The sequence below is a fragment of the Paenibacillus sp. FSL R7-0297 genome, from assembly GCF_038009025.1.
Classification (GTDB): Bacteria; Bacillota; Bacilli; order Paenibacillales; family Paenibacillaceae; genus Paenibacillus_AQ.
The window spans coordinates 5,203,466-5,225,491 of record NZ_JBBPAQ010000001.1; the positions used below are offsets into that span (position 1 = coordinate 5,203,466).

General features: G+C 50.3%; 16 protein-coding genes. 7 read left to right on the forward strand and 9 right to left on the reverse strand.

Annotation, left to right across the window (positions count from 1 at the left end; genetic code table 11):
- Nucleotides 1-5: 5 nt before the first annotated feature.
- From MKZ24_RS22780 to MKZ24_RS22795, 4 genes are all read right to left on the reverse strand, one after another.
- A complete protein-coding gene (locus tag MKZ24_RS22780; RefSeq protein ID WP_336100517.1) occupies nucleotides 6-1,499 on the reverse strand; it encodes a Na+/H+ antiporter subunit D in 1,494 nt (497 codons plus the stop codon).
- Nucleotides 1,496-1,831 carry a Na(+)/H(+) antiporter subunit C gene (locus tag MKZ24_RS22785; RefSeq protein ID WP_042136851.1) on the reverse strand — a complete coding sequence of 112 codons (336 nt, stop codon included), beginning with the start codon at nucleotides 1,829-1,831 and terminating at the stop codon, nucleotides 1,496-1,498. The genes MKZ24_RS22780 and MKZ24_RS22785 overlap by 4 nt, the downstream gene beginning before the upstream one ends.
- A complete protein-coding gene (locus tag MKZ24_RS22790) occupies nucleotides 1,831-4,695 on the reverse strand; it encodes a Na+/H+ antiporter subunit A (protein WP_042136849.1) in 2,865 nt (954 codons plus the stop codon). Before MKZ24_RS22790 ends, MKZ24_RS22785 begins: the two co-directional genes overlap by 1 nt.
- A gap of 65 nt (nucleotides 4,696-4,760) precedes the next feature.
- Complete coding sequence (locus MKZ24_RS22795) at nucleotides 4,761-5,369, reverse strand: universal stress protein (protein ID WP_042136847.1); 609 nt, start codon at nucleotides 5,367-5,369, stop codon at nucleotides 4,761-4,763.
- A 408-nt stretch (nucleotides 5,370-5,777) separates the two neighbouring features.
- On the opposite strand from MKZ24_RS22795, the gene gdhA reads away from it, so the two are divergent.
- The gene (gene gdhA / locus MKZ24_RS22800) at nucleotides 5,778-7,133 is read left to right on the forward strand and encodes an NADP-specific glutamate dehydrogenase (RefSeq protein WP_445324194.1); all 1,356 of its coding nucleotides are present in this window, start codon (nucleotides 5,778-5,780) and stop codon (nucleotides 7,131-7,133) included.
- A 578-nt stretch (nucleotides 7,134-7,711) separates the two neighbouring features.
- Here gdhA and MKZ24_RS22805 read toward each other — a convergent pair.
- Nucleotides 7,712-8,695: a diaminopimelate dehydrogenase gene (locus MKZ24_RS22805; RefSeq protein WP_340786922.1), complete on the reverse strand. Its 984-nt coding sequence runs from the start codon at nucleotides 8,693-8,695 to the stop codon at nucleotides 7,712-7,714.
- Nucleotides 8,696-8,883: 188 nt separating this feature from the next.
- Here MKZ24_RS22805 and MKZ24_RS22810 point away from each other — a divergent pair, with 188 nt between their 5' ends.
- Nucleotides 8,884-9,744, forward strand: a complete 861-nt coding sequence (locus MKZ24_RS22810; protein WP_340786925.1) for an alpha/beta fold hydrolase — start codon at nucleotides 8,884-8,886, stop codon at nucleotides 9,742-9,744.
- 7 nt (nucleotides 9,745-9,751) lie between these two features.
- Here the strand turns inward: MKZ24_RS22810 and MKZ24_RS22815 are convergent, their stop codons facing one another.
- Complete coding sequence (locus tag MKZ24_RS22815; protein WP_340786926.1) at nucleotides 9,752-12,136, reverse strand: polyprenyl synthetase family protein; 2,385 nt, start codon at nucleotides 12,134-12,136, stop codon at nucleotides 9,752-9,754.
- A 225-nt stretch (nucleotides 12,137-12,361) separates the two neighbouring features.
- Here MKZ24_RS22815 and MKZ24_RS22820 point away from each other — a divergent pair, with 225 nt between their 5' ends.
- From MKZ24_RS22820 to MKZ24_RS22840, 5 genes are all read left to right on the forward strand, one after another.
- Nucleotides 12,362-13,333 carry an iron-hydroxamate ABC transporter substrate-binding protein gene (locus MKZ24_RS22820; RefSeq protein ID WP_340786928.1) on the forward strand — a complete coding sequence of 324 codons (972 nt, stop codon included), beginning with the start codon at nucleotides 12,362-12,364 and terminating at the stop codon, nucleotides 13,331-13,333.
- 94 nt (nucleotides 13,334-13,427) lie between these two features.
- On the forward strand, nucleotides 13,428-14,450 hold the full coding sequence (locus tag MKZ24_RS22825; RefSeq protein ID WP_340786931.1) for a FecCD family ABC transporter permease: 1,023 nt from the start codon (nucleotides 13,428-13,430) through the stop codon (nucleotides 14,448-14,450).
- The gene (locus tag MKZ24_RS22830; RefSeq protein WP_340786936.1) at nucleotides 14,447-15,460 is read left to right on the forward strand and encodes a FecCD family ABC transporter permease; all 1,014 of its coding nucleotides are present in this window, start codon (nucleotides 14,447-14,449) and stop codon (nucleotides 15,458-15,460) included. The genes MKZ24_RS22825 and MKZ24_RS22830 overlap by 4 nt, the downstream gene beginning before the upstream one ends.
- A gap of 124 nt (nucleotides 15,461-15,584) precedes the next feature.
- Nucleotides 15,585-17,000 (forward strand): hypothetical protein, encoded by a 1,416-nt coding sequence (locus MKZ24_RS22835; RefSeq protein ID WP_340786939.1) that lies wholly within the window; start codon nucleotides 15,585-15,587, stop codon nucleotides 16,998-17,000.
- Between the two features lie 257 nt (nucleotides 17,001-17,257).
- Nucleotides 17,258-18,607: an FAD-binding oxidoreductase gene (locus MKZ24_RS22840; protein ID WP_340786942.1), complete on the forward strand. Its 1,350-nt coding sequence runs from the start codon at nucleotides 17,258-17,260 to the stop codon at nucleotides 18,605-18,607.
- A gap of 69 nt (nucleotides 18,608-18,676) precedes the next feature.
- On the opposite strand, the gene MKZ24_RS22845 is transcribed toward MKZ24_RS22840, so the two are convergent.
- The 3 genes from MKZ24_RS22845 to MKZ24_RS22855 all read right to left on the reverse strand — a co-directional run bounded on the left by MKZ24_RS22845 (nucleotide 18,677) and on the right by MKZ24_RS22855 (nucleotide 21,954).
- The gene (locus MKZ24_RS22845) at nucleotides 18,677-20,266 is read right to left on the reverse strand and encodes an ABC transporter substrate-binding protein (protein WP_340786945.1); all 1,590 of its coding nucleotides are present in this window, start codon (nucleotides 20,264-20,266) and stop codon (nucleotides 18,677-18,679) included.
- 256 nt (nucleotides 20,267-20,522) lie between these two features.
- Nucleotides 20,523-20,822, reverse strand: a complete 300-nt coding sequence (locus MKZ24_RS22850; RefSeq protein WP_042136836.1) for a heme biosynthesis protein HemY — start codon at nucleotides 20,820-20,822, stop codon at nucleotides 20,523-20,525.
- 172 nt (nucleotides 20,823-20,994) lie between these two features.
- Nucleotides 20,995-21,954 carry an ABC transporter substrate-binding protein gene (locus tag MKZ24_RS22855; RefSeq protein WP_340786949.1) on the reverse strand — a complete coding sequence of 320 codons (960 nt, stop codon included), beginning with the start codon at nucleotides 21,952-21,954 and terminating at the stop codon, nucleotides 20,995-20,997.
- Nucleotides 21,955-22,026: the final 72 nt, after the last annotated feature.

The following is a 22,026-nucleotide window of genomic DNA, read 5'->3' on the forward strand; positions in this document are numbered from 1 at the left end:
TTCATCTACTCCTTCATGACAGCGTTAATGTACACAGCGTTAATGTACTCTGCCGGATCAGCCAGCACGGCCCCGGCTTGGGCCACAAGCCCGTTCACCGTTTCGGCGCCGACCCCCATCAGGATGATGAGGACAAACAGCATGGCAGCCGGTGCCATCATTGCTTTGTAGCGCAGCGGGTGGACTTCTTCCTCGCTTCTTTCACCACCCCAGAACACTTCCTGGAACACTTTGATCAGCGAATAGAGCACAACGAAACTTGACGCCAGTGCAATAAGTGCAAGAGCGACGTGCTGCTCCCCGAAGCCGCTGCGGACCATCATCACTTTCCCCGCGAAACCGCTAAGCGGCGGAACGCCCACCAGCGCCAGAGTCAGGATGAAAAACATCCAGCCCGTCCATGGATACCGGCGGATCAGGCCGCCCATTTGCCGTAGCTGCTCCGTTCCTGACGCTGCAATAATCATACCGCCCAGGAAGAACAGCAGCGCCTTGGCAATCATGTCGTGCATCAGATAGAACACTACCCCGTTGAATGAATCCTGGGTTGCCACCGATATGCCAAAGGCAATAAAGCCTACGCTAATCACAATATTGTAATTAAAAATCCGGCTCAGATCATTGTAAGCCAGCGCGCCGACAGCTCCAAGAATCATTGTTGCTCCGGCCATCCAGCCGATCAGCGTATGTGTCAGCCCCGGATCATGAACAAAAATCAGGGAGAATGTACGTGTGATGGCATACAGCCCAACTTTGGTCAGCAAGGCTCCGAACAGCGCCCTTACAGCCAGGGGAGGAGCACTGTATGAATCCGGCAGCCAGAAGAACAGTAGCAGACCGGCTTTGAGCGAGAAGACCAGCAGCAGCAGTACAGCAATTACATTCATGACACCGCCCTGCCCCGCCTCCGCTACACGGACCGCCAGATGCGCCATGTTAAGCGTACCTGTCGCAGCGTACAGATAAGCAATTGCCGCTACGAACAAGCTGGAGGAGATCACATTGACAAGAATATATTTCAGTGTCTCCCGCAGCTGAACCCGGGTTCCGCCCAGTACAATCATCGCATAGGAGGCAACCAGCAATACCTCGAAGCATACGAACAGATTAAACAGGTCTCCCGTAAGGAAGGAGCCGAACACACCGGTCAGCAGGAAGTGGAAGAAGGTATAGTAGTAGAACCGCTCCCGCTGTTCCCCAATGCTTGCGAAGGAAAAGAACAGGCAGGCCGCGCCTACAACCGCCGTGGTTAATACCAGCAATGCCGCAAACATATCAGCAACAAAGACGATGCCGTAGGGCGGCAGCCACCCTCCCATGTACAGCGTTTGAATCCCGTTTGTATTCACCTGATACACAATAATTATCGCAACAGCAATATTGACAAATACACTGATTGCACTGATTATACGCTGCAGGTTAATTCTTTCCTTCAGAAAAATCAGGATGACCGCCGTAAAGGCCGGAATCAGCAAAGGCAGTACCAGCAGATTGTTCATGGTCTCTCCCCCTTGCTTCCTTCCACATCATCCATGCCTGCCGAGCGGTATGCCCGGTAAGCCAGCACGATGAAGAACGCGGATACCCCAAAGCTGATTACAATCGAAGTAAGGATAAGCGCCTGCGGCAGCGGATCGACATAACTCTCCGCTTTCTCGCCAAGCAGCGGTGAAGCGCCAGTCTTAAGTCCCGCCATGGTCAGCAGCAGCAGATGAACACCGTGAGTCAGCAGTGTTGTCCCCAGAAGGATGCGGAGCAGGCTTTTGGATAAGACCAGATATACACCTACGGTAAACAATACGCCGATCGCCAGGGCAATAAGGATCTCCATCAGTTATCCCTCCCGATCGTAAAGATGATATTCATGGTAACACCGATCACTGACAGGTATACGCCCAGATCGAACAGTGTTGCTGTAGTAAGTTCAGTCTTGCCCATCACCGGCAGCTCGAAATAGCCGAAGGTCTGGGTCAGGAACGGAACATCGAATACAAAGGAACCTATCCCTGTGAGAAAAGCTATAGAAATTCCGGCCGCAATTAACTTACGGTAATCGACAGGCAGCACCTTCTCTACAAACTCTGTACCGAACGCAATCGAGAGCAGCACGAGCCCGGCTGCAGCCATCAATGCGCCGATAAATCCGCCGCCCGGATGGTTATGACCGGCAAAGAACAAATACAGCGAGAAGGTAATAATAATCACGAAGGCCACTTTGGCCACAGACTGCAGCAGCACATCGTTACTGCGCGCATAACGCGGCTTGTTATCGTCCGGCACATCTCTGACCAGATCAGGCTTACTACCCGGTTCAAGCTGCAGCTTAATCATTGAATAGATAGCCAGCGAGGCCAGACCAAGCACCGTAATCTCAAACATGGTATCAAAGCCGCGGAAATCCACCAGCAGCACGTTGACTATATTTTTGCCGCCGCCGAGGGTATAGCTGTTCTCCACGTAGTAGCTTGAGATGGACTCGAACGGACTGCTCCCAAGCGCTGCCAGTGCGACAAGTGTCATCGTTGCCCCGAATCCTACGGCGATAATCAGCTTCGGGATCTTTACCCGGAATTTGACCTTCTCCCGTTTCAGTCGGGGCAAATGCCGGAAGCAGAGCAGGAACAGCGTCACCGACACCACTTCGACGATCATCTGCGTAAGCGCCAGATCGGGTGCACGGAACAGGATGAAGAGCAATGTCACCATATACCCTACCATTCCCGTTAACAGAATTGCCGCAATCCTGGACCTGGCGAACGGAATCGCGAGCGCACCTGTCAGCATGACCAGCACTGCCACGACTTCAAAGAAGGTGACCGGAGCATACTGCCCTTGGCCAAACGTAATTCCGTCTGCGTACAGCAATGAACCGCCAACTACAACAATAATCAAGGTGAAAATATACATCAGATAATGGCGCATGGAGCCTGTCATATATAGCCCTGTCACCGAACGGGACACCCGCTCCACCAGCCGGATACTGCCGTCGTAGACCTGGTTGAGTGTATACCCGCTGCGCCATTCCTTATCGACCAGACTTAACCGGCCATACACACGGTATACGACAATTCCCAGCAGGATCACCCCCAGAGTCATCCACACTTCAGCTGTGAAGCCATGCCAGAAATAAATGTTCACATAAAAGGGCGAGCTTGCCGCAAGCTGCGGATGAATAGCATTCATTCCCGGTACAATCAATGTCTTGGACAGGATGTTCGGGAACAGGCCGGTGATAACGGCCAGCAGTGCCAGGAGAATCGGAGGAAGCAGCAGCCCAAACGGTGCTTCATGCGGCTTCTTATCCAGCTTCTCGGGCTGGTATTTGCCGAAAAAGGTATGGAAAACCATAATCATGCTGTATGCAAAGGTAAATATGCTTGCAATCCAGGCCAGCACCGGAAAGATCGTGAAGAAGGATTGCGGGCTGAGGATATCCAGCTGTCTGATATTCAGTACAGCCGTGAAGAACATTTCCTTACTCAGGAATCCCGCAAACGGCGGGAGCCCTGCCATGGAGAAGCTGCCGATCAGTGCTACCGTGAAGGTCACCGGCATCAGCGACACCAATCCCCCCAGCTTGCGCAGATCACGGGTGTTCGTCTCATGGTCGACAATCCCGACCACCATGAACAGCGAACCCTTGAATATGGCATGATTAATCAAATGAAAAAGGGCAGCCGTTGTTGCGGCGGTAAAGAACACAGCCTCTTCACCCGTATAGAATGAAGCTGCCGATCCCATTCCCAGTAATCCCATAATCAGCCCCAGCTGGCTGATTGTAGAATAGGCTAACAGAGCCTTCAGGTCCGTCTGCTTCATCGCCTGGATCGATCCATAGATCAAGGTGATCAGGCCGACGCCCGACACAATCCAAAACCACTCATGTTGCCCCGCAAACACCGGGCTGAAACGCGCGACCAGATACAGTCCTGCTTTGACCATCGTTGCCGAGTGCAGATATGCGCTGACCGGGGTCGGTGCTTCCATCGCATCCGGCAGCCAGATATGAAACGGAAACTGGGCCGATTTGGTGAAAGCCCCCAGCAGAATCAGGATCATCGACGGTATGAACAGCGTTTGTCCGCTGATGTCCCCGGCCTGGCTCCAGATTTCACGGATACTGAAGGTCCCTGTCATGCCATACAGCATCAGGAAGCCGGCGAACATTGCCAGACCGCCGAAGACCGTGATCAGCATCGACTTCAGTGCGCCGTAGCGTGACTTCTGTCTACGGTGCCAATAGGCAATCAGGAGGAAGGAGGATACACTTGTCAGCTCCCAGAAGCCGTACAGAACCATCAGGTTATCGGACATTACCACCCCGAGCATCGCGCCCATAAAGATTAGGAGATATACATAAAACGGGGTCAGTTCTTCTTTGCGTTTGTCCAGATAATAAATCGAGTAGAAGATGACCAGCATCCCCATTCCCGTAATTAACAATGCAAACAGCAAACTTAATCCATCCAGATGAAATACCAGATTAATGCCAAGGGACGGAATCCAGGATACAGTCTCATATCCGGAGTCCCCTCCCTTAATGACAGGAATCCGGGTCAAGAAATAAATGAACAACGCCAGCGGTCCGGCAAGTACAAGCCAACCCCGGTGGAGCCAGGCCATCCGCCCGCGTAGAAGCGCTATCATTAGGGCCAGCAGAAACGGAACAAGTACGGTTATATGCAGCAAAGGCAAGCCTCCTTTTCCACTCTACAAATTAAGTTGTGAACAATAGTACATACTACTGGAAGTAAAAACGATTATAAGGGATCGCTAAGTGTCCCCTCGCAGATATGCAAATATCTCGCTTTACCATCTTGCTCAATTCTGAATAAGCCATTCTCAAATTCCGTGTGCAATTCGTGAAAAAATTTCCCTTTGATGAAATCCTGACCTTCCGGCTCATCGCTGAGCTGATAAACGCCCTCATTCTTCACCAGATAGGAGATTACACCTTCTTCATGCGTCTCTTCAAGACCGGCGCGCATCCGCTGTACTGCCACAACATGCAGATCCATCATCTTCATTTTACTGATCAGCTCATTGACAAAATTGCGCTTGGTCAGCTCCTGCCACAGTGTCTGGGCGGATTGTCCGATAATAATCTGCGTGACATCCTTCTCTTCTGCCGCTTCAACGATTACATCCGTTGTCTTGCGGCCCCGGCGTTTGCGGACCATAAACTCTGCTCCGGCCTCCTCGGCGAGACGCTTCCAGACCGCCATGAACATTTCTTTGCTCTGATTGTATTCATCACTATCCGAGCTATCCACATTGAGCACATAAAGCGGTGCCCCCAGCATCTCAGACAGCTCGACTCCACGCCGGATCAAACGCTCCCCGTGCGGACCATAATGAACGCATACCATAATTTTTTCCTTGTGAATGACCTTCGCCCTCCTGTAACATGGGCAAGAAATACAAAAGGAGCCTACTGGCGTTAGGCCCCTTTCTGTTGTTTCAAACCCTAAAAATTATACTTAAATTATATCTATTCCGATACTGTTTGTAAAGTTTACGGACAAGGATATGACAACATTGAAACATAATTACCATTATATTGAAGCCCAAATCAGTCCTTTCACAAGCTATATCTGGCATCGCATGTAAGGTTCATAGAATTTCTTAATGACCACACCAAAAATAATTGATTGGTAAATTGATGTAAGGTTTTATAGAATTCTTTTAAATTAAAAATAAATCCGGGGCTGCCCGAATCCACTATCAGACAGGGAGTGCTAGCTAAAGTGTCCACCGTTCATTCCGTTTCTTCAGAAATTACTAACCAGGCTGTACAATATGTTCATCAGATATACGCGGAGGTCCAGCAGCGCGACCCGCAAGAAGCCGAATTTCATCAGGCGGTCAAGGAGTTCCTCGATTGCCTAGTGCCCGTCCTGGCCCGTCATCCGCAATATATGAAGCATGGCATACTCGAACGGCTGGTAGAACCCGAGCGCAGCATATCCTTCCGTGTGCCCTGGGTCGACGATGCCGGCAAGGTCCGGGTCAACCGCGGTTACCGCGTTCAATACAGCAGCGCCATCGGCCCTTACAAAGGCGGACTCCGCTTCCACCCTTCGGTTTATCTTGGCATTATTAAGTTCCTGGGCTTCGAGCAGATATTCAAAAATGCCCTGACCGGCCTGCCCATGGGCGGCGGCAAAGGCGGCAGCGATTTCGATCCCAAGGATAAATCCGATCAGGAGGTTATGCGCTTTACCCAGAGCTTCATGACGGAATTGCACCGCCACATCGGCCAGGATACGGATGTTCCCGCTGGTGATATCGGTGTAGGCGCACGCGAGATAGGCTATATGTTCGGACAATATAAACGGATTCACGGAGGACATGCGGCCGGGGTGCTCACCGGAAAAGGGCTGCTGTACGGGGGCAGTCTGGCACGCAAGGAGGCTACCGGCTACGGCTGCGTATACTTCGTGCAGGAAATGCTGTCGTCCACGCGGGGAACCAGCTTCGAGGGCAGCCGGGTAGTTATCTCGGGGTCAGGAAACGTCTCCATTTATGCTATCGAGAAGGCTCAGCAGCTGGGAGCTCTTGTCATCGCGTGCAGTGATTCAAACGGATACATTCATGACCCGCAAGGCATCAATCTCGCTACTGTCAAAAGACTGAAGGAAACCGAACGCCTGCGTATCAGCGAATACGTGAAGGAGCATCCGCACGCACAGTATGTGGATGGCTGCAACGGAATCTGGAGCCTGCCTTGCGACATCGCCCTGCCTTGCGCCACCCAGAATGAGCTTGATCTGGCATCTGCCCGGACGCTGATTCTGAATGGAGTTCAAGCCATCGGCGAAGGGGCTAATATGCCGACAACGATTGAAGCGGTTGAACTGTTCCTTGAGAATAATGTGTTGTTCGCTCCGGCCAAAGCGGCGAATGCGGGCGGTGTAGCGGTCTCCGGACTTGAAATGAGCCAGAACAGCATGCGGCTGGCCTGGAGCTTCGAAGAGGTCGATGCGAGGCTGCAGGAGATTATGAAGAATATCTACCGCAGAACCGTGCAGGCGGCAGAGGAATACGGGGTAGCCGGTAATCTGGTGGCCGGGGCTAACATCGCCGGTTTCCTGAAGGTTGCGGACACTATGCTGGCGCAGGGGATTGTGTAACTAAACAAGCAGCAGATCAATGGCGGGCGGAACAAGCCTTGGTTATTACGGCGAGCAGTATGGACTGCCCGGAATGATGCTGTTGCTATACGTTGCTATATGTATAAAGCTTATCTGTAGAGCTAGGCCTGAATCTATCGTTGTACATATTGTTGTACGTAGTGCAACATAGATTCACTGATACTGGGGAATTTGTAAGGATTGGTGTATGAAATACAACAATTGTCCCTTTTGCCGCGTGAATACGTGGGAAATGCTGCTTTTTATACAACAATTCTTGATTAGGCCCGATATTATGAGGGAAATGTTGTATTTCGTGCAGGATTTCAGTATGAAGATTAAGTCCAGCTTATTTAGTTACCGCATTTGTCCGGTTACTTCCACTCACTATGAATCAGAGGTATTTCTACCTCTGATTTTTTTTGATTCCATCAGAACCTGCAGAAAGGGTGTCTCAAAGGCCATGAACTGGCTGCGTGAGACACCCCTCGTTATTTGGAATATGCGATACTTAAGCTTTCGGGAGAACGCTCCACGAATGGACCGTTGTTCCAATTGCTGTGCTGATCTTCGCCAGCCTACAGCAGCTCGCGCCGCAGCGTCTCTGCCGATTTAGGGGACAGATGGCCGAGCGGAATATCGAATACCGTCTTGGCCCCCTTATGGCCTTCATGCTTCAGGCGGACAGCTGCACGGGCATAGGCTACCAGCACGCTGGCCGTAAATTCAGGATTACTGTCCAGCTTCAGGCCGAATTCGGCAATCTGCTTGCTTCCGCCGCCGGTTATACCGCTACGGATAACGAAGCCGCCATGCGGCATGCCGGAATGCTTCGCAGCAAGCTCATTCTCCGAAATGAAGTTGACCGTTGTATCATAATCGGCGAAATAATTCGGCATCTCCACAATGCTCCGGGTAATTGCCTCACGGTCTGCCCCATCTTCCGCCACCACGAAACATTCGCGGCGGTGCTTCTCGCGGGTAGTCAGCTGCGGGGTCTCTCCGCCCCGGATGCTGTCAATGACCTCCTGGACAGGAACGGTATATTGCACGCCTGCCTTCACACCGGGAACACGGCGGATCGCATCCGAATGCCCTTGGCTGACCCCGGTGCCCCAGAAGGTATAATCCTCACCTTCCGGCAGGATGGACTGCATCAGCAGACGGTTCATGGAGAACATTCCCGGGTCCCAGCCCGTTGAGATCACACTGACTGTCCCGCCGCCTTGGGCTGCCTTATCCACGGCAGTGAAGAAGTCAGGAATTTTGGCATGGGTGTCAAAGCTGTCCACTGTATTGAACAATCGGGCCAGCTGCGGGGTTTGCTCCGGCAGGTCTGTCGCTGATCCGCCGCACAGAATCATTACGTCGATTTTGCCTATGTATTGCTCGGCTGCGGATATATGCTCTGTGACTGCTCCTGTGATTTCCCCCAGCTGCTGCGGGTCTCTGCGGGTAAAAATAGCTGCAAGCTCCATATCCGGATTTTGTTCAATCGCCTGCTGTACCCCTTTGCCCAAATTCCCGTATCCTACAATCCCAACTTTGATAATTGAAGTCATGTCTAATATAGTCCTCCCTTGCCGGTTATCCCGGAGATATCAACCCTTTAAATTATAAGTATATATACATTACACGAAATGTAAACAATTAAGAGTATATAAATTGAATTTCCCCGGACTTGTCCTTTCCCCGTTCTTCACTTACAATGAGTCCAATTGATAATCATTCTTAATGGATGGGGTGGAAAATGAAGCTGCCAGCTGTGATCTCTCATACGTATGGAGACAGTCATTACATAAAAACACAGGACGGGCGTCAGCTCCATTACATGGAGAACGGAGCCGGTCCGGTAACTGTGGTATTCGAATCGGGCATGGGCATGTCCCGCTCTGCCTGGGGGCTGGTGCAGCCGGTAGCCGCCGGGTACGCGCGGGCCGTCGTCTACGACCGGGCGGGCAGCGGAAAGAGCGACGCGGACCAGGCACCAAGGACCCTGAGCAGAATGGCTGATGATCTCATGTGCTTATTGAGCCACTTGGGAGCGGGCCCCTTCATTCTCGTCGGACACAGCTGGGGCGGCCCTGTTGTCCGCACAGCAGCTTCCCGGAACCCTGCCATCATCCGGGGACTTATTCTGGTCGATCCGACAGACGAGCATTGCGGGCTCTATTTCGAAGAAGCTTCCGTGAAGCATTTTGCTAAGATGAACACTCTTCTTCCGCTGCTTGCAGGAACCGGCATATACAAGCTGATGGGAAGCAAGCCGGGTAAGGTGCTGCCAGCGGATGTCTACAAGGAACAGCGGCAGGAGGATTTCACTATGCGGGCAGCTCATACCATGGTTGCTGAGGGAGCAACCTTCCTCGAGGATTTAAGGGCACTTCTGGCGCGTCCGCTGAGGCTGGAGGGCATGGAGGTGTCCGTCCTCTCCGGAACGCTAATCACCCGGATGGAACGGAATTTCCGGCCGGCGCTTCATGCAGCGCATAAGCAGACGGCCGCAGGATTGGCACACGGCCGCCTGGTCGAAGCCAGGCAATCCGGTCATATGATCATGTACAGCGAGCCCGGACTGGTCTCAGATGAGATCAGACGAATGATCGATTAGTCTGGGTTTACCGCTCCCTGTTCACCACATAATTCATTAAATGCTTCAGGAAGGTGATATTACGCGGGATTCCGCGCAATGCCTCATTGGCTTTGCAATAGTGATCCCACATCTCTTTACTGGCCCCTTCTTGGCCAAGAATCGAGACAAAATTCGAATTATTGTTAACAGCATCGTTGCCGACAGGCTTACCAAGTACATACATATCCCCTTCCACATCAAGCAAATCATCCTTAATCTGAAAAGCAATGCCCATATGGTAAGCGATTTTTTTGAGCGCACTGATCTCCGCATCGCTAACCTCAGCCAGCATGGCCGGCATGACCAGACATGCCTCAAAGGCCACTCCTGTTTTGTAAAAGCACACATTATTCAGCTGCTCCAGCGTCAATGTTCTGCCTTTTGCATCCAAATCCATCGCCTGGCCCATACACATCTCCTCTGCCTTCCGGGCCGAATAACGGATCAAGGCAAGCACAGTTTCCGCCTTAAACCGGTCAAGCGAGGCTTGCTCCCCAATTGCCTTCTGGATCAGATACAAACCGGTTAACTCTGCTACTGCACTGCTGTGAATCTCATGCAAGGTCGTGCGCCCTCTGCGTGTAGAGGCATTATCCTGGGAAGGCAGATCATCGAAGATCAGGGAGGCGGTATGCATGTATTCAAGCGAGCGGAGAAGCGGAATTATGGCTGCTGGCTCCAAGCCGTATTCCTTCACACCCATCACCCAGGTTAGAATCGGGCGCACCCGCTTGCCGTCACCCTCCAGACTGTAATTGGCCGCATCGATCAGCCGCTCCTTCATGGCCGGTAGATCCTGCGGCTTGGTAAAGAGCAGTTCGTCATTGATCAGACTGCGGACATTTTTAAACGTAGCGAAGAACTCCATTTGCTCCCTGGCATCCTTCTTCAAGTGCTCAATCATCCGGTCCCGCAGCAGCTTATCAAAAAAGTCCACATCATCCGCCTTGTCTACCATGATCTGAATGAGCCTGTTAAAATCCGAGTTTCCTGCTGCAAAAATCCTCATCGTCTCATTATACTTATCTGATCCCACACGTACTTTATAACGTTTGAGCCCGTTAATCGCCCGGTCCAGTATTACCTCACGGGCTTTGGCATTGGAGTGGTATACATTGTGGATCAGATTGGAGATCACCGCCCAGTATAATTCAAAAGGATTTATCAGATCCGGCCTTTGCTCATGATATTTCAAATAATAGGTGTACGGCGTTACGGCTCCATCACTCATATCCTCGGTCATATCCGCGAAATCATCGGCAAGCTGATTGTAGAGGCCAAAAAAGAAGGTCCGCTCTTCAAATCCATCATCCGCAGGCGCACTAATCACCGAACGCGCAATGAGCCGGGACGATGATGACTTCAAGATAACGGGGATGTACAGATCATCGTTAGTGTAATTCCCCCTGGTGAGCACCTTGACTCGGTCCATATCCTGAGCCTGAAAAAAAACAAAGGACTGGCCGAAAAAGATATGCTGTGTCTCCGGATGCTGCTGCTGCTTAATATACCCGAATGCCTCAGAAAGCTCCGAATGAATATACTCGATAAGTTCTATGTTCTCTCCGGACCACTCCCCAAGTACCGGCACAACTCCTGTGAGCAGCGCTGAACGAATCAGCTCAGAGTATTGCTCTTTCTCTTGAACCGTCAGTAGCTGTGAATCCAGCAGATCATCGACGAAAGGATACGTCAGTCCATAGGAATAGCCAAGCCTGATCGCTTCATCCAATCTCCGGGACCGTTCCTCAAGCACAGTATCATCGTCCATCTCTTCGATAACATGCAGAATAACGCCAACGATAATCTTGATTAGCTTGCGCTGGGCATGCTCTGCGTTCATTCCCTCCGGTATATGGGCTGCTACAGCTCTTAATTTGGCAAAAACCCAGATCACTGCAGCTTCTATCCCTTCCTTCTGGGCCCAGCGGTATACCCCGTCCAGATTCATGAAATCCGGCACTTCTCCACTGCCTGAGCGGGCAGACTTCAGCAGATGCCGGTTCAGATCAGCGATGGTTCTCCTGATCCGTTTCTGTGTATCTGGAGAATCCGGTGCCTTACCCAGATCCCTCATATAAATGTACGAGACGCTCCGGTCCAGATAATCATCCAGCTTTTTCGTGTAATTCAGCCATTGGATGTAGCGGTAATAATCTTGGGTGTCCGGCTTTTTCTTTCCGGGTGACCACAAGGACAACACGGAGAAACGCCGGATATGCTTCTTTTTCCACTCATGGATATCCGCCGTCAACACAGTCACATAAGTTTGGCTCTTCAGCTGATCATGGAGTGAGCTTAAGTAGCGGGCGGCCTTCTGCTCAGCCAGTTGATAACCTGTATGGGGATGAACTCTGACAATTTCATTCATAGGATCGCACAACCTTAGCTTCATATTGGTTTTATCTTGCTGTATTTCGGCCTTTGAACAAATGGGGACCCTGCTTTTTATCCTAATACGAACAACTGGCACCATGGTTACGAAATCAAGTTAAGGATTGACAAACGGCCTATAACCATTTAAAGTTTTAACAGTCATATGATTGATAATGATTATCAATTTCATAAAACATTATGGAAAGGGAGATTACCAGAAATGAAGAAATTGTTGTTACCTTTACTCATCCTTACCCTCCTGCTACTAAGTGCCTGCGGCAATAATGCAAGCAACAGTACAGACAGCAATACGGCTGCTGCCACAACTACACCGGCACCCGAAGCCAGCGCAACTGCGAGTGCTGACAACAGCAGCGCGGATACCATTACTTATGAGTCCGAAACCGGACCTGTCGAAGTTCCCGCTAATCCCCAGCGTGTTGTAGTTCTTGCGGGATACACAGGCAACCTGCTCGCTCTGGATGTCCCCCTCGCCGGAGTGGATTCCTACATCAAAGCAAATCCGAATTTCCAGGATCAGTTGAAGGATATCGCCGAAGTCTCCGAGGAGAATGTGGAGAGTATTCTGAATCTCAAGCCAGACTTAATCATTGCTTCGTCAGACACCAAAAACCTGGACAAGATGAAACAAATTGCACCGGTAGTTACCTATACATACAACAAAGTGGATTATCTGACGCAGATCCTGGAGATCGGCAAAGCGGTTAACCAGGAGCAGAAAGCCTCTGACTGGATTGCTGATTTCACGGCACGTGCCCAGGCAGCCGGTGAAGAAATCAAAGCCAAAATCGGTGCTGATAGCACGATCTCGGTTATTGAAGGAGATTCCAAAAATCTGTACACCTTCGGCAGCGCCTGGGGACGCGGTACAGAAATCATCTATCAGGCCATGGGGCTGAAGATGCCGGATAAAGTGAAGGAAATGACAGCCAAAGACGGATACTTCAATTTGTCACTGGAAATCCTGCCGGATTATATGGGAGATTACGTGATCTACAGCAAAGACCCTGCCGGCGATGCTTCCTTCCAGGAGACTTCCACTTACAAGGATATCCCTGCCGTCAAAAATAATCATGTCTACGAAATAGATGCTACATCTTTCTATTTCAACGATGCCCTGTCGCTAGACTATCAGCTTGATTTCATTTCCAGGTCATTGCTGGGGAATTAATTATTATTTAAGAGTCCAGCCAGGTTGAAACCGAAAAAAAGGAGCGCAATCGCGTTCTTTTTTTTCGCAAATTGATAAGGAACGGATGGTCGAAATGGAGAAAAAGTCTCCTCAAAAGCCGATAAACTCTGCTTTTGTGCTTAAGCTGCTCGTCAGCATGATTATATTTGTGGCCGTATTTGCCCTGGCGGTCAGGCTCGGTGCCAAAAATGTTTCACTGGCGGATATTTGGAGCGCCATCAGCAACCCGAAGGCTACGGGTGGTGATATCTCTATCATCCGTGAACTGCGGCTCCCCCGCGAAGTCGGCGGGATTCTGGTAGGCGCCGCCCTTGCTGTTGCCGGGGCAATCATGCAGGGACTAACCCGAAATCCGCTTGCCGACCCGGGGCTGCTTGGTTTGACCGCAGGTGCCAATGCTGCACTTGCGGTATCCTTTGCCTTCATCCCTTCCATCGGATACTACGGAATCATGATCGCCTGTTTCATCGGCGCAGCCTGTGGCGTGATGCTGGTGTTCGGTATCGCTGCACTCCGGAGGCAGAATATGTCGCCTCTGCGGATGGTACTGGCCGGTTCTGCCGTATCAGCCCTACTGACGGCAGTGGCCGAAGGAATCAGCCTTCAATTCAAAATCTCCAAAAATGTATCGATGTGGACATCCGGCGGGCTGATCGGCACCACCTGGGGTCAGATTACAGCAATAGCCCCTATTATTATCCTATGCCTCATCGTCTCCATCCTGCTGTCCCGTCAGCTGACAATCCTTAGTCTGAACGAAGGAACGGCTGTAAGTCTTGGGCTCAAGACGACTCAGGTTAAGATTGCGTTGTACATATTAATCACACTGCTCGCAGGCGCTGCTGTTGCGCTTGTCGGCAACATCGCCTTCGTCGGCCTGATGATCCCCCACCTCGTGCGGGTATTTGCCGGTACGGATTACCGCGCCATTCTGCCGCTGTCCGCCATTGCCGGCGCCACCTTTATGGTGTTCGCAGACACACTGGGACGGATGATTGACGTCCCGTTCGAAACGCCTGTCGCCGCGATCGTGGCTGTGCTGGGCCTGCCGTTCTTCCTGTTCATTGTCCGTAAAGGAGTGCGATCCTTCTCATGAAACCAGCCCGGCTGTATCGTAAGCAACCGCTTGTCGTGTCGCTGCTCATGCTTCTTATCCTGGCCACCATCGTTATCGGAATAGGGATCGGATCTTCCCCTGTGTCATACGGGAGACTGATTCCGACAATCCTCGGGCACGGTTCTTTCGAGGATAATTTTGTATTGTTCTCCATCCGCCTTCCCCGGATACTGATTACGCTGCTCGCAGGTATGGCGCTAGCTTTATCCGGTGCTATTCTGCAGGGCATTACCCGCAATGAGCTGGCTGATCCGGGAATTATAGGCATTAATGCCGGGGCAGGGGTCGGTGTTACCGTCTTTTTCATCTTTGCATCCATCGACGCCGGGTCCTTCATATACATGATTCCGCTTGCGGCATTCGCCGGAGCCCTGGTAACAGCTGTACTCATCTATGCCTTCTCATACACCCGTACCGATGGCGTTCAGCCGATCAGGCTGGTCATCACCGGAGTCGGGTTCTCTATGGCGCTCTCCGGCGTGATGATCGTACTCATCTCTTCCGTGGACCGGACCAAGGTGGACTTCATCTCCAAATGGCTGGCCGGCAATGTGTGGGGGACAGACTGGCCTTTCGTTCTCGCCCTGCTGCCCTGGCTGATCATTCTGGTCCCTTATGTGCTGTACAAATCCAGAACACTGAATTTGCTTGCTATGAACGAGCCTACTGCTATCGGGGCAGGTGTGGCGGTCTCCAGAGACCGGGTCCTCCTTATGCTGGCGGCGGTTGCGCTGGCGGCGTCGGCTGTTTCGATGACCGGCGGCATCGCCTTTGTCGGCCTGATGGCTCCGCATATTGCCAGAGCCCTGGTAGGAGCACGGCATCAGCAATTCGTGCCGGTATCCATATTAATCGGCGGCTGGCTGCTGCTGCTGGCAGACACAATTGGCCGTAACCTGATACAGCCTGACGGTATCGCTGCCGGAATCATGGTTGCGTTTATCGGCGCTCCTTATTTTCTATATCTTCTATTAAAGAAAGAGAGATAAACAGGGCAACCGTAATCTGCTGTTCACTGATTTGCCTATAGTGTTGCCTATTATTACCTTCTCAAAGTACAAATCATGTTACTATTATACTTCGGGAGAATTATTTTATATTGGAGGGTAATTTATGTATTTGTGGGCAAAAGCACTAATCGTATTACTTATAGGTTTTCCGCTATGTTATTCCGGACAATCTTACGCTAACGGAACTTCTATAGAGGACCCTTCACCGCCTGAATATAAATATGTTCTGGATTGGACATTGCCCATGTATGAACAGGGACTGTCGCCGGTTTATTTCGTTTCCCATCCCATCTTTGTCAATAGCCGGTCAGATGTGTACTACAGTGTTCCTATTACAGTTGCCTCGGGGGATACATATTTTATCGGACACGCTAATAAAGACATGGATACCCGCAGTATATTCGTAGTAGATCATAACGGTAAGGTGAAGTGGCGCTATACTCCTCCCGGTAAACTAAGCGCCACGATTCACCCGTTCGTTGACCCCGAAGGTAATGTATATCTGCTGGTTCCTCCAGCCATGGGGAATGAGAGAAACTACAAGGCAATCAGCCTTAGCAATACAGGGAAAATCCGCTGGTCTACTGCTATTGATGCACTTGTGGCGTATGACTTTATGCTTACCAGCAGCAACAAAGAGCTTATTTTTGCCTCTCTTGATAAAAATCTCAGCTTATCCGCCGCCACTGGCAAAATTCAGCCGCTTCCTAAAGAGCTGGCGGTTCCTAAATATTTTGCCACTGAAAGCAAAAGCTATTATCTGTTCCTGGACAACAGGAATAAACAAACTGTATATGAGGTGTACAATACACAACGTAAGCTGCTGTATAAGGTGAAGGCAGATTATAAAGATCCGAATCCTACAAGAGCAAAAACTTCATTACGAATAATGGATGATGGCTCGCTTCTTATTTTCTCTCATTATTATGACGATACCACGTTAAAGAAATACGACCAAAAAGGCAATCTGCTCTGGAAGAATACGTATCCTAAACAAGTACTAGAAACCCCAAAATTAATGACCAGAGCTGGATATATCTATCTGCAATACGAGGACAAGGCTTCCCGGACAGACTACCTCGTAACCTTGAACCCTGCAAACGGAAAAGAAATGTCTAAACTGAGTTTTACAGGCTACCTGGAGCAAATGCACATCGGCTCTCTTGAGGCAGCCAATATGCCTGCTTCCAGACTGGAGACAAGGGGAAGTAATAATATGGCTGCCCCCGCTGATCTTAATCTCTATGTTAGAGGCAAGGAAACAGGAGAAGTTCGATATGACATGCTAAAGCTGGATGCTGAATTGAAAGAGGTTGACCATTATGCGCTGCGCGAGAATTCTTATCTCGATAACTCCTTAGAAAGCACTATTACACAAGCGTATCCCGGGACAGTATCCGGCAATTTTAATGTCCTTTCCTCCAATAATGACTCCTTTTATGTATATGTCCATGGTAAAAAGACTGCGGATAGATATCTAATCAAAGCTCACAGGGAGCTGGTAAAGACCCTCAATTAGTTCTTCAGATGGGAAGTGCGCTGGGCGTTTTCCGTTACCACTCCTACGGCTGCAACAAGGCAGTTCCTCGTTTTTGAGGACTGCCTTGTTTGTGTATTTATAGATTTCGTCTTACTGCCTAATGTTAAATATGGATTAATTTCGTTTAAAACCATGTTTCTGATTAGCCCACTCCATAGACTAACGCCCTACATACTATATTGGGACCTGACTGCATACATGCAGTTAAATTGTTAGCTCAAAAGGAGCTGGAATCAGTGAAATCAGGAACAAAACTTACCGGGCGGGTTATCTATAAAGGTGATCCGGGCTATGAAACGGCACGCAAAAATTGGGATCCGCATACTGACAGATTTCCGAAGGTATTTGTCTTCGCACAGAAAACGCAAGATGTAGCCCACGCCATCCGATGGGCCAACGAGAATAACATCCCTATCCGGCCAAGAAGCGGCAGACACTCGCTGGAGGTCAATCTGTCCCAGGTCAACGGTGGCATTGTCATCGATGTAAGTGAACTGAGGAGCATCAAGCTCAATAAAAAATCGGGAACTGCAGTTGTGGGGACCGGAAATACGGTGGGAAGAATCGCCCATACGCTTGCACGGCAGGGATACATGGCCCCTTTCGGGGATAGCCCTACTGTCGGAATCGGAGGCATTACACTAGGCGGGGGAATTGGGCCGCTTCAGCGGACCGTAGGCCTTGTCAGCGATAATCTGATTGAGCTCGAGATGGTGGATGCCAAAGGCAGGATTATTGTCGCCAATAAGAACAGCAACGCCGATCTCCTTTGGGCTTCCCGCGGGGGTGGCGGGGGTAATTTTGGAGTCTGCACCCGTTATAAGTTCAAAGTGCGTCCCGCACCGGCCACAGCGACCGTATTCCGCATCACCTGGCCCTGGAACCAGTTCGAGAAGGTACTCAAAACCTGGCAGCGCTGGGCTCCTTCCGTCAACACCAGACTGGGCAGCGAGCTATCCATTGGTCCCAAAAAGGGCGGTAATGTCAGCATGCTGGGCCTGTTCCTCGGATCAAAAGCGGAGGCGGTCCGCCTGCTAAAGCCCATTACGGACGTAGGGACGCCCACGAATCAATTGATCCGCTCATTACCTTATCCCAAAGTAGTGAGTTTCCTGCTGGCTCCCGATCCGGTGCAGACTCAAAGAGTCAGCAACCAGTTCTCCAGCGGTTTCGGAAGAAAACCTTTCCCGGACACAGCGATTAAGTCTATGCGTGAGTTCCTGGAGAATGTGGAGGGCGAGTTCGCAGGGTTCTATTTCCTCAACTGGGGCGGGGCTGTAAGCCGTAAATCACCCAGAGCTACCGCCTTCTACTGGCGTAAAGCGAAATTCTATGTAGAGTGGAACAGTTCATGGGTCAAGAAATCGGATGCTGCCAGAAATATTGCCATCGTGCGGAATACACGCCGGAAGCTGCAGCCGTTCATCGTCGGAAGCTATATTAATGTTCCGGACCAGGGGATCAAACATTCCGGACCGGTTTATTATGGAGCAAACTATCCCCGGTTACGGAGAGTCAAAGCCAAATATGACCCCGGAAATGTATTCAATAATCCGCAAAGCATTCCCCCGGCCTGTAAGGTATAAGAATAAGATTACGCTGAACATAAAGAGGCCCGCATGTATCCACGCGGGCCTTCTTATGCTTCCAGCCTTTTACTGGCCGGAATTAGCCAGGAATTCATCAATCTGCCGCTGAACTTCTGCGATGATGGTATCAATTCCAGCTTCTTTCACCTGTGCCTGAAGCTTGGCCAGTCCGCCGTCCACATCCTTCACTGAACCGTATTCCAGCGGAATGCCGTATTGCAGCATCACATTACCGACATTAGCTACCTCCGTCTTCACTTTGCTGTTATCGAAGACAAAGGTCTCCAGCGGATAGTGGTAAACCTCACCTTCCCATTTGTCGGTCAGCGCATTGCCTTCGTCAGGGAAGGAGGCGTTGTCCCGGTTCAATGGAGAGTTAAAGCCCCAGTTGGAGAATCCGGTATAGTTAGCATTTTTCTCAGCATTCGTATATTTATCGTCCCCAACCGGATTATAATGCACAGCCGTAATGCCGTTCATCATCAGATCATGCAGTTCCTTGTCATTCTGCAGCAGATCAATCACCATCAGTGAACGTTCAGGGTTCTTGGTCGTAGCGTGAATGGAGACCCCGTTCTGGGTGGAGACAGCAACAGACTTCTTCTTGTCCGGTGTAATATCAGCCAGAGCCAGCTCATACGGTGAATTTTTCTCGCGCATATCGGTCATTAAAGCCCCAAGTGTGCCAAGATTGTGTGTGATCGATGCTGTCTTACCTGCACGGAACTCCTGCTGGTGATCCAGCTTGCTGTTGAGTGCACTCTTCGACCAGGCGTTGTGATCCGCAAGATCTTTATAATAATATACAAGCTCTTTGAATTCCGGAGTTTCGTATACATTGAATACCTTACCGGCCGGATCTGTCAGCTTGAAGCCAATCGGCAGATCAAAGTCGAACATGTTCCATTCATTCTGCTGCTTCAGCAGGACCCGGTCCAGATTGTGCAGCTTCCAGTCCCCTGTCTCCGGTACGAACGGAGTGACACCCTGCTCCTTCTCGGAGACCGTCTTGAGATAAGTAGCATACGCCTCGGGACTGTTGATCTCCGGCAGGTTATATTTCTTGCGCAGGTCCTCCCGGTACAGAATCAGCTTCTCAATCGTTTCCCCGCGGTTCTGAGGCACCATATAGAGCTTGCCGTTCACCTTCGCCTGACCCCAGCCCACCTCCGGCATCGCTTCCCAGGTCATCGGCGCGTACTTCTGCAGCAATTCGTCGGTTAGCTCAAGAAACCCGCCTTTGAGAGCCTGATCATTATAGCCTGCCCAGTTGGCAGAATAGATGAGGTCAAAATTCTCATTCGCCGCCAGCTTGAGCGGATATTTCTGTGCCCAATCCGACCAGTCCAGGAACTCGGCTTCCAGCGTAGCGTTAACTTTCTCCTTCAGCTTCTTGTTGATCTCTCCAAATACCAGGTCATAGTCGACCGGCTTAGGTCCTACAAAAATCATCTTCAGTGTTACGGGCTGGGACGTATCCACTGTGCCGGAATCTCCGGCTGGGCTGGCATTCGTCCCTGCAGCTTCTGTCGCGGCTGCCGAAGCCTGCGGCTCCGCCGTGCTGCCTCCGGCATTACCGTTGTTATTGCCGCATGCAGCAAGCAGAGAGATCATCAGTATACCGGACAGCAGTGTTAATCTTTTTTTCTTGTTCAATTGAATTTCCCCCCAGCGTATGTGTAATCGCTTACAATTACAGTATAATAAAAAATCCAAGCCCGTCTAATGTAGGCAGTCAACGATTATACATACTTTTGCAACGACTTTTTGGGCGGAAGTACAATAAATGATGAATATTGCCGCTCTGTTTATTTAAATAACCCAAAGAGACGGCATTATCTTTAGCAGCCCTTATAAGGCTGTTAAGACAATGCCGTCTCAAACCATATGGTGCTATATCAGGATCAGCTGTTTATTTCTCAAGAAATCCTGTAGAGGGATTCGTAATGAAGAAGCCTTCCTGGGGAACATAGAAATACTGAATCCAAACACCGTCGAGCAACGGTTGACGTGTATCCAGCACAATCTCGATACCTTTATCCGTGGCAACCACTTCATCATGCTCAGTTGGTGTATCAAGAGCAACATCATAGTGCCCGTGATTGCCGTGATCCTGAGTAATAATGACGCGGATCTTCTTGCCTTCCGCTTCAGGAGTATTCAGCATATCCTTCAGAACCTTTGCAGCATTGCGGTTAACTTTAACTTTCATCCTCTAGCGACCTCTATTCTTTGTAATTTACAATAAGAAATTCATTATAACATAATATAAGGTGCTATATATAATTCAGCAATGAATTGCGCCAGCTCTTGGTGCAGCAAAAAGAGAGCCGGCCTGGGCTCTCTCCTATTCTTCCATTGGTTTCAACTGGCTGGAGTTAATCTTACTTCCCTGTGTACAGTTTGGTCTTCATCAGGGCTTCAAGGAAGGAGAACTTGCTGAATGCAGTCCCGCCCTGTGCCAGCGGATCCACCAGATTGACAAATACATTGCCGCCCTTCACAGCTTTCAGGCTCTTCCAGATGGCGTTCTTCTTCAGCTCTTGCAGAGCCTTGGGATTGTCTTTGTTCTCGTCCGCCGAGAACTGTACAAAGATGTAATCCGGGTTGATTGCGGCAAAGGATTCCAGGGAAATATTCTGCTGGGCTTTGACCTGCTGTACTTCCTTCGGTACAGTTGCCCCCAGATCGGCATACAGGGAGCGGTTAAAGAATACGTCCTGCGGATAGAGGAACAGGCTGCCTGAGCGGATGCGCAGAGCAATGACCTTCTTGTCCTTGAGCTTCGGCGCAAGCTTCACTTTGGCTTCCTTCAGCTCCTTCTGGTATTTCAGAATCGCAGTGGTCGCTTCCTTCTGTTTGCCCGTAAGTGCGGCGAGCAGCTTCAGGTTGTCCATCCAATCGGTCGCGATATGCGATACTGGAATCGTAGTCGCGATCTTCGCCAGCTTCTCATTGGTCTCCGCCGGGAATTTCGTGCTGCTGAGGATAATATCCGGTTTGAGCTTCAGGATCGCTTCCAGGTCAGGTTCTGCCTTTTCCCCGATCGCTGTTACACCGCTTGTTATTTTGGAAAAGATTGAAGGGAACTCACCACCGACAGTCAGTGCTCCCTTGGGTTTGAAATTGAGTACCAGTGCGTCTTCCAGCGCCTCTACTGCACCGGTAATAACAATATTACTGGTTTTGACAGGAACGGTGTATACCTTGCCTTTATAGGTAATCTTTTGCGTTGCCTGTGCGGCTTCCGCAACGCCCACAGGTGCGACATTTACACCTGCGGCAGAAACGATACCCAGCGCCATAACACCAGCAAGTACCAAACCTGTTATTCTCTTAATCATAGCCTGCTACCACTCTCCATCATTTATTAATAATGATAATCATTATCACCATTACTAATATAATAGATTCAT

What these genes read in the sequence shown, in the direction of transcription:
- MKZ24_RS22810 (WP_340786925.1), top strand. Translation starts at nt 8,884, where the DNA reads ATGAAGCTGCCAGCTGTGATCTCTCATACGTATGGAGACAGTCATTAC.
- MKZ24_RS22830 (WP_340786936.1), top strand. Translation starts at nt 14,447, where the DNA reads ATGAAACCAGCCCGGCTGTATCGTAAGCAACCGCTTGTCGTGTCGCTG.
- MKZ24_RS22780 (WP_336100517.1), bottom strand. Translation starts at nt 1,499, where the DNA reads ATGAACAATCTGCTGGTACTGCCTTTGCTGATTCCGGCCTTTACGGCG.
- MKZ24_RS22850 (WP_042136836.1), bottom strand. Translation starts at nt 20,822, where the DNA reads ATGAAAGTTAAAGTTAACCGCAATGCTGCAAAGGTTCTGAAGGATATG.
- MKZ24_RS22835 (WP_340786939.1), top strand. Translation starts at nt 15,585, where the DNA reads ATGTATTTGTGGGCAAAAGCACTAATCGTATTACTTATAGGTTTTCCG.
- MKZ24_RS22785 (WP_042136851.1), bottom strand. Translation starts at nt 1,831, where the DNA reads ATGGAGATCCTTATTGCCCTGGCGATCGGCGTATTGTTTACCGTAGGT.
- MKZ24_RS22855 (WP_340786949.1), bottom strand. Translation starts at nt 21,954, where the DNA reads ATGATTAAGAGAATAACAGGTTTGGTACTTGCTGGTGTTATGGCGCTG.
- MKZ24_RS22795 (WP_042136847.1), bottom strand. Translation starts at nt 5,369, where the DNA reads ATGGTATGCGTTCATTATGGTCCGCACGGGGAGCGTTTGATCCGGCGT.
- MKZ24_RS22825 (WP_340786931.1), top strand. Translation starts at nt 13,428, where the DNA reads ATGGAGAAAAAGTCTCCTCAAAAGCCGATAAACTCTGCTTTTGTGCTT.
- MKZ24_RS22820 (WP_340786928.1), top strand. Translation starts at nt 12,362, where the DNA reads ATGAAGAAATTGTTGTTACCTTTACTCATCCTTACCCTCCTGCTACTA.
- MKZ24_RS22815 (WP_340786926.1), bottom strand. Translation starts at nt 12,136, where the DNA reads ATGAATGAAATTGTCAGAGTTCATCCCCATACAGGTTATCAACTGGCT.
- MKZ24_RS22805 (WP_340786922.1), bottom strand. Translation starts at nt 8,695, where the DNA reads ATGACTTCAATTATCAAAGTTGGGATTGTAGGATACGGGAATTTGGGC.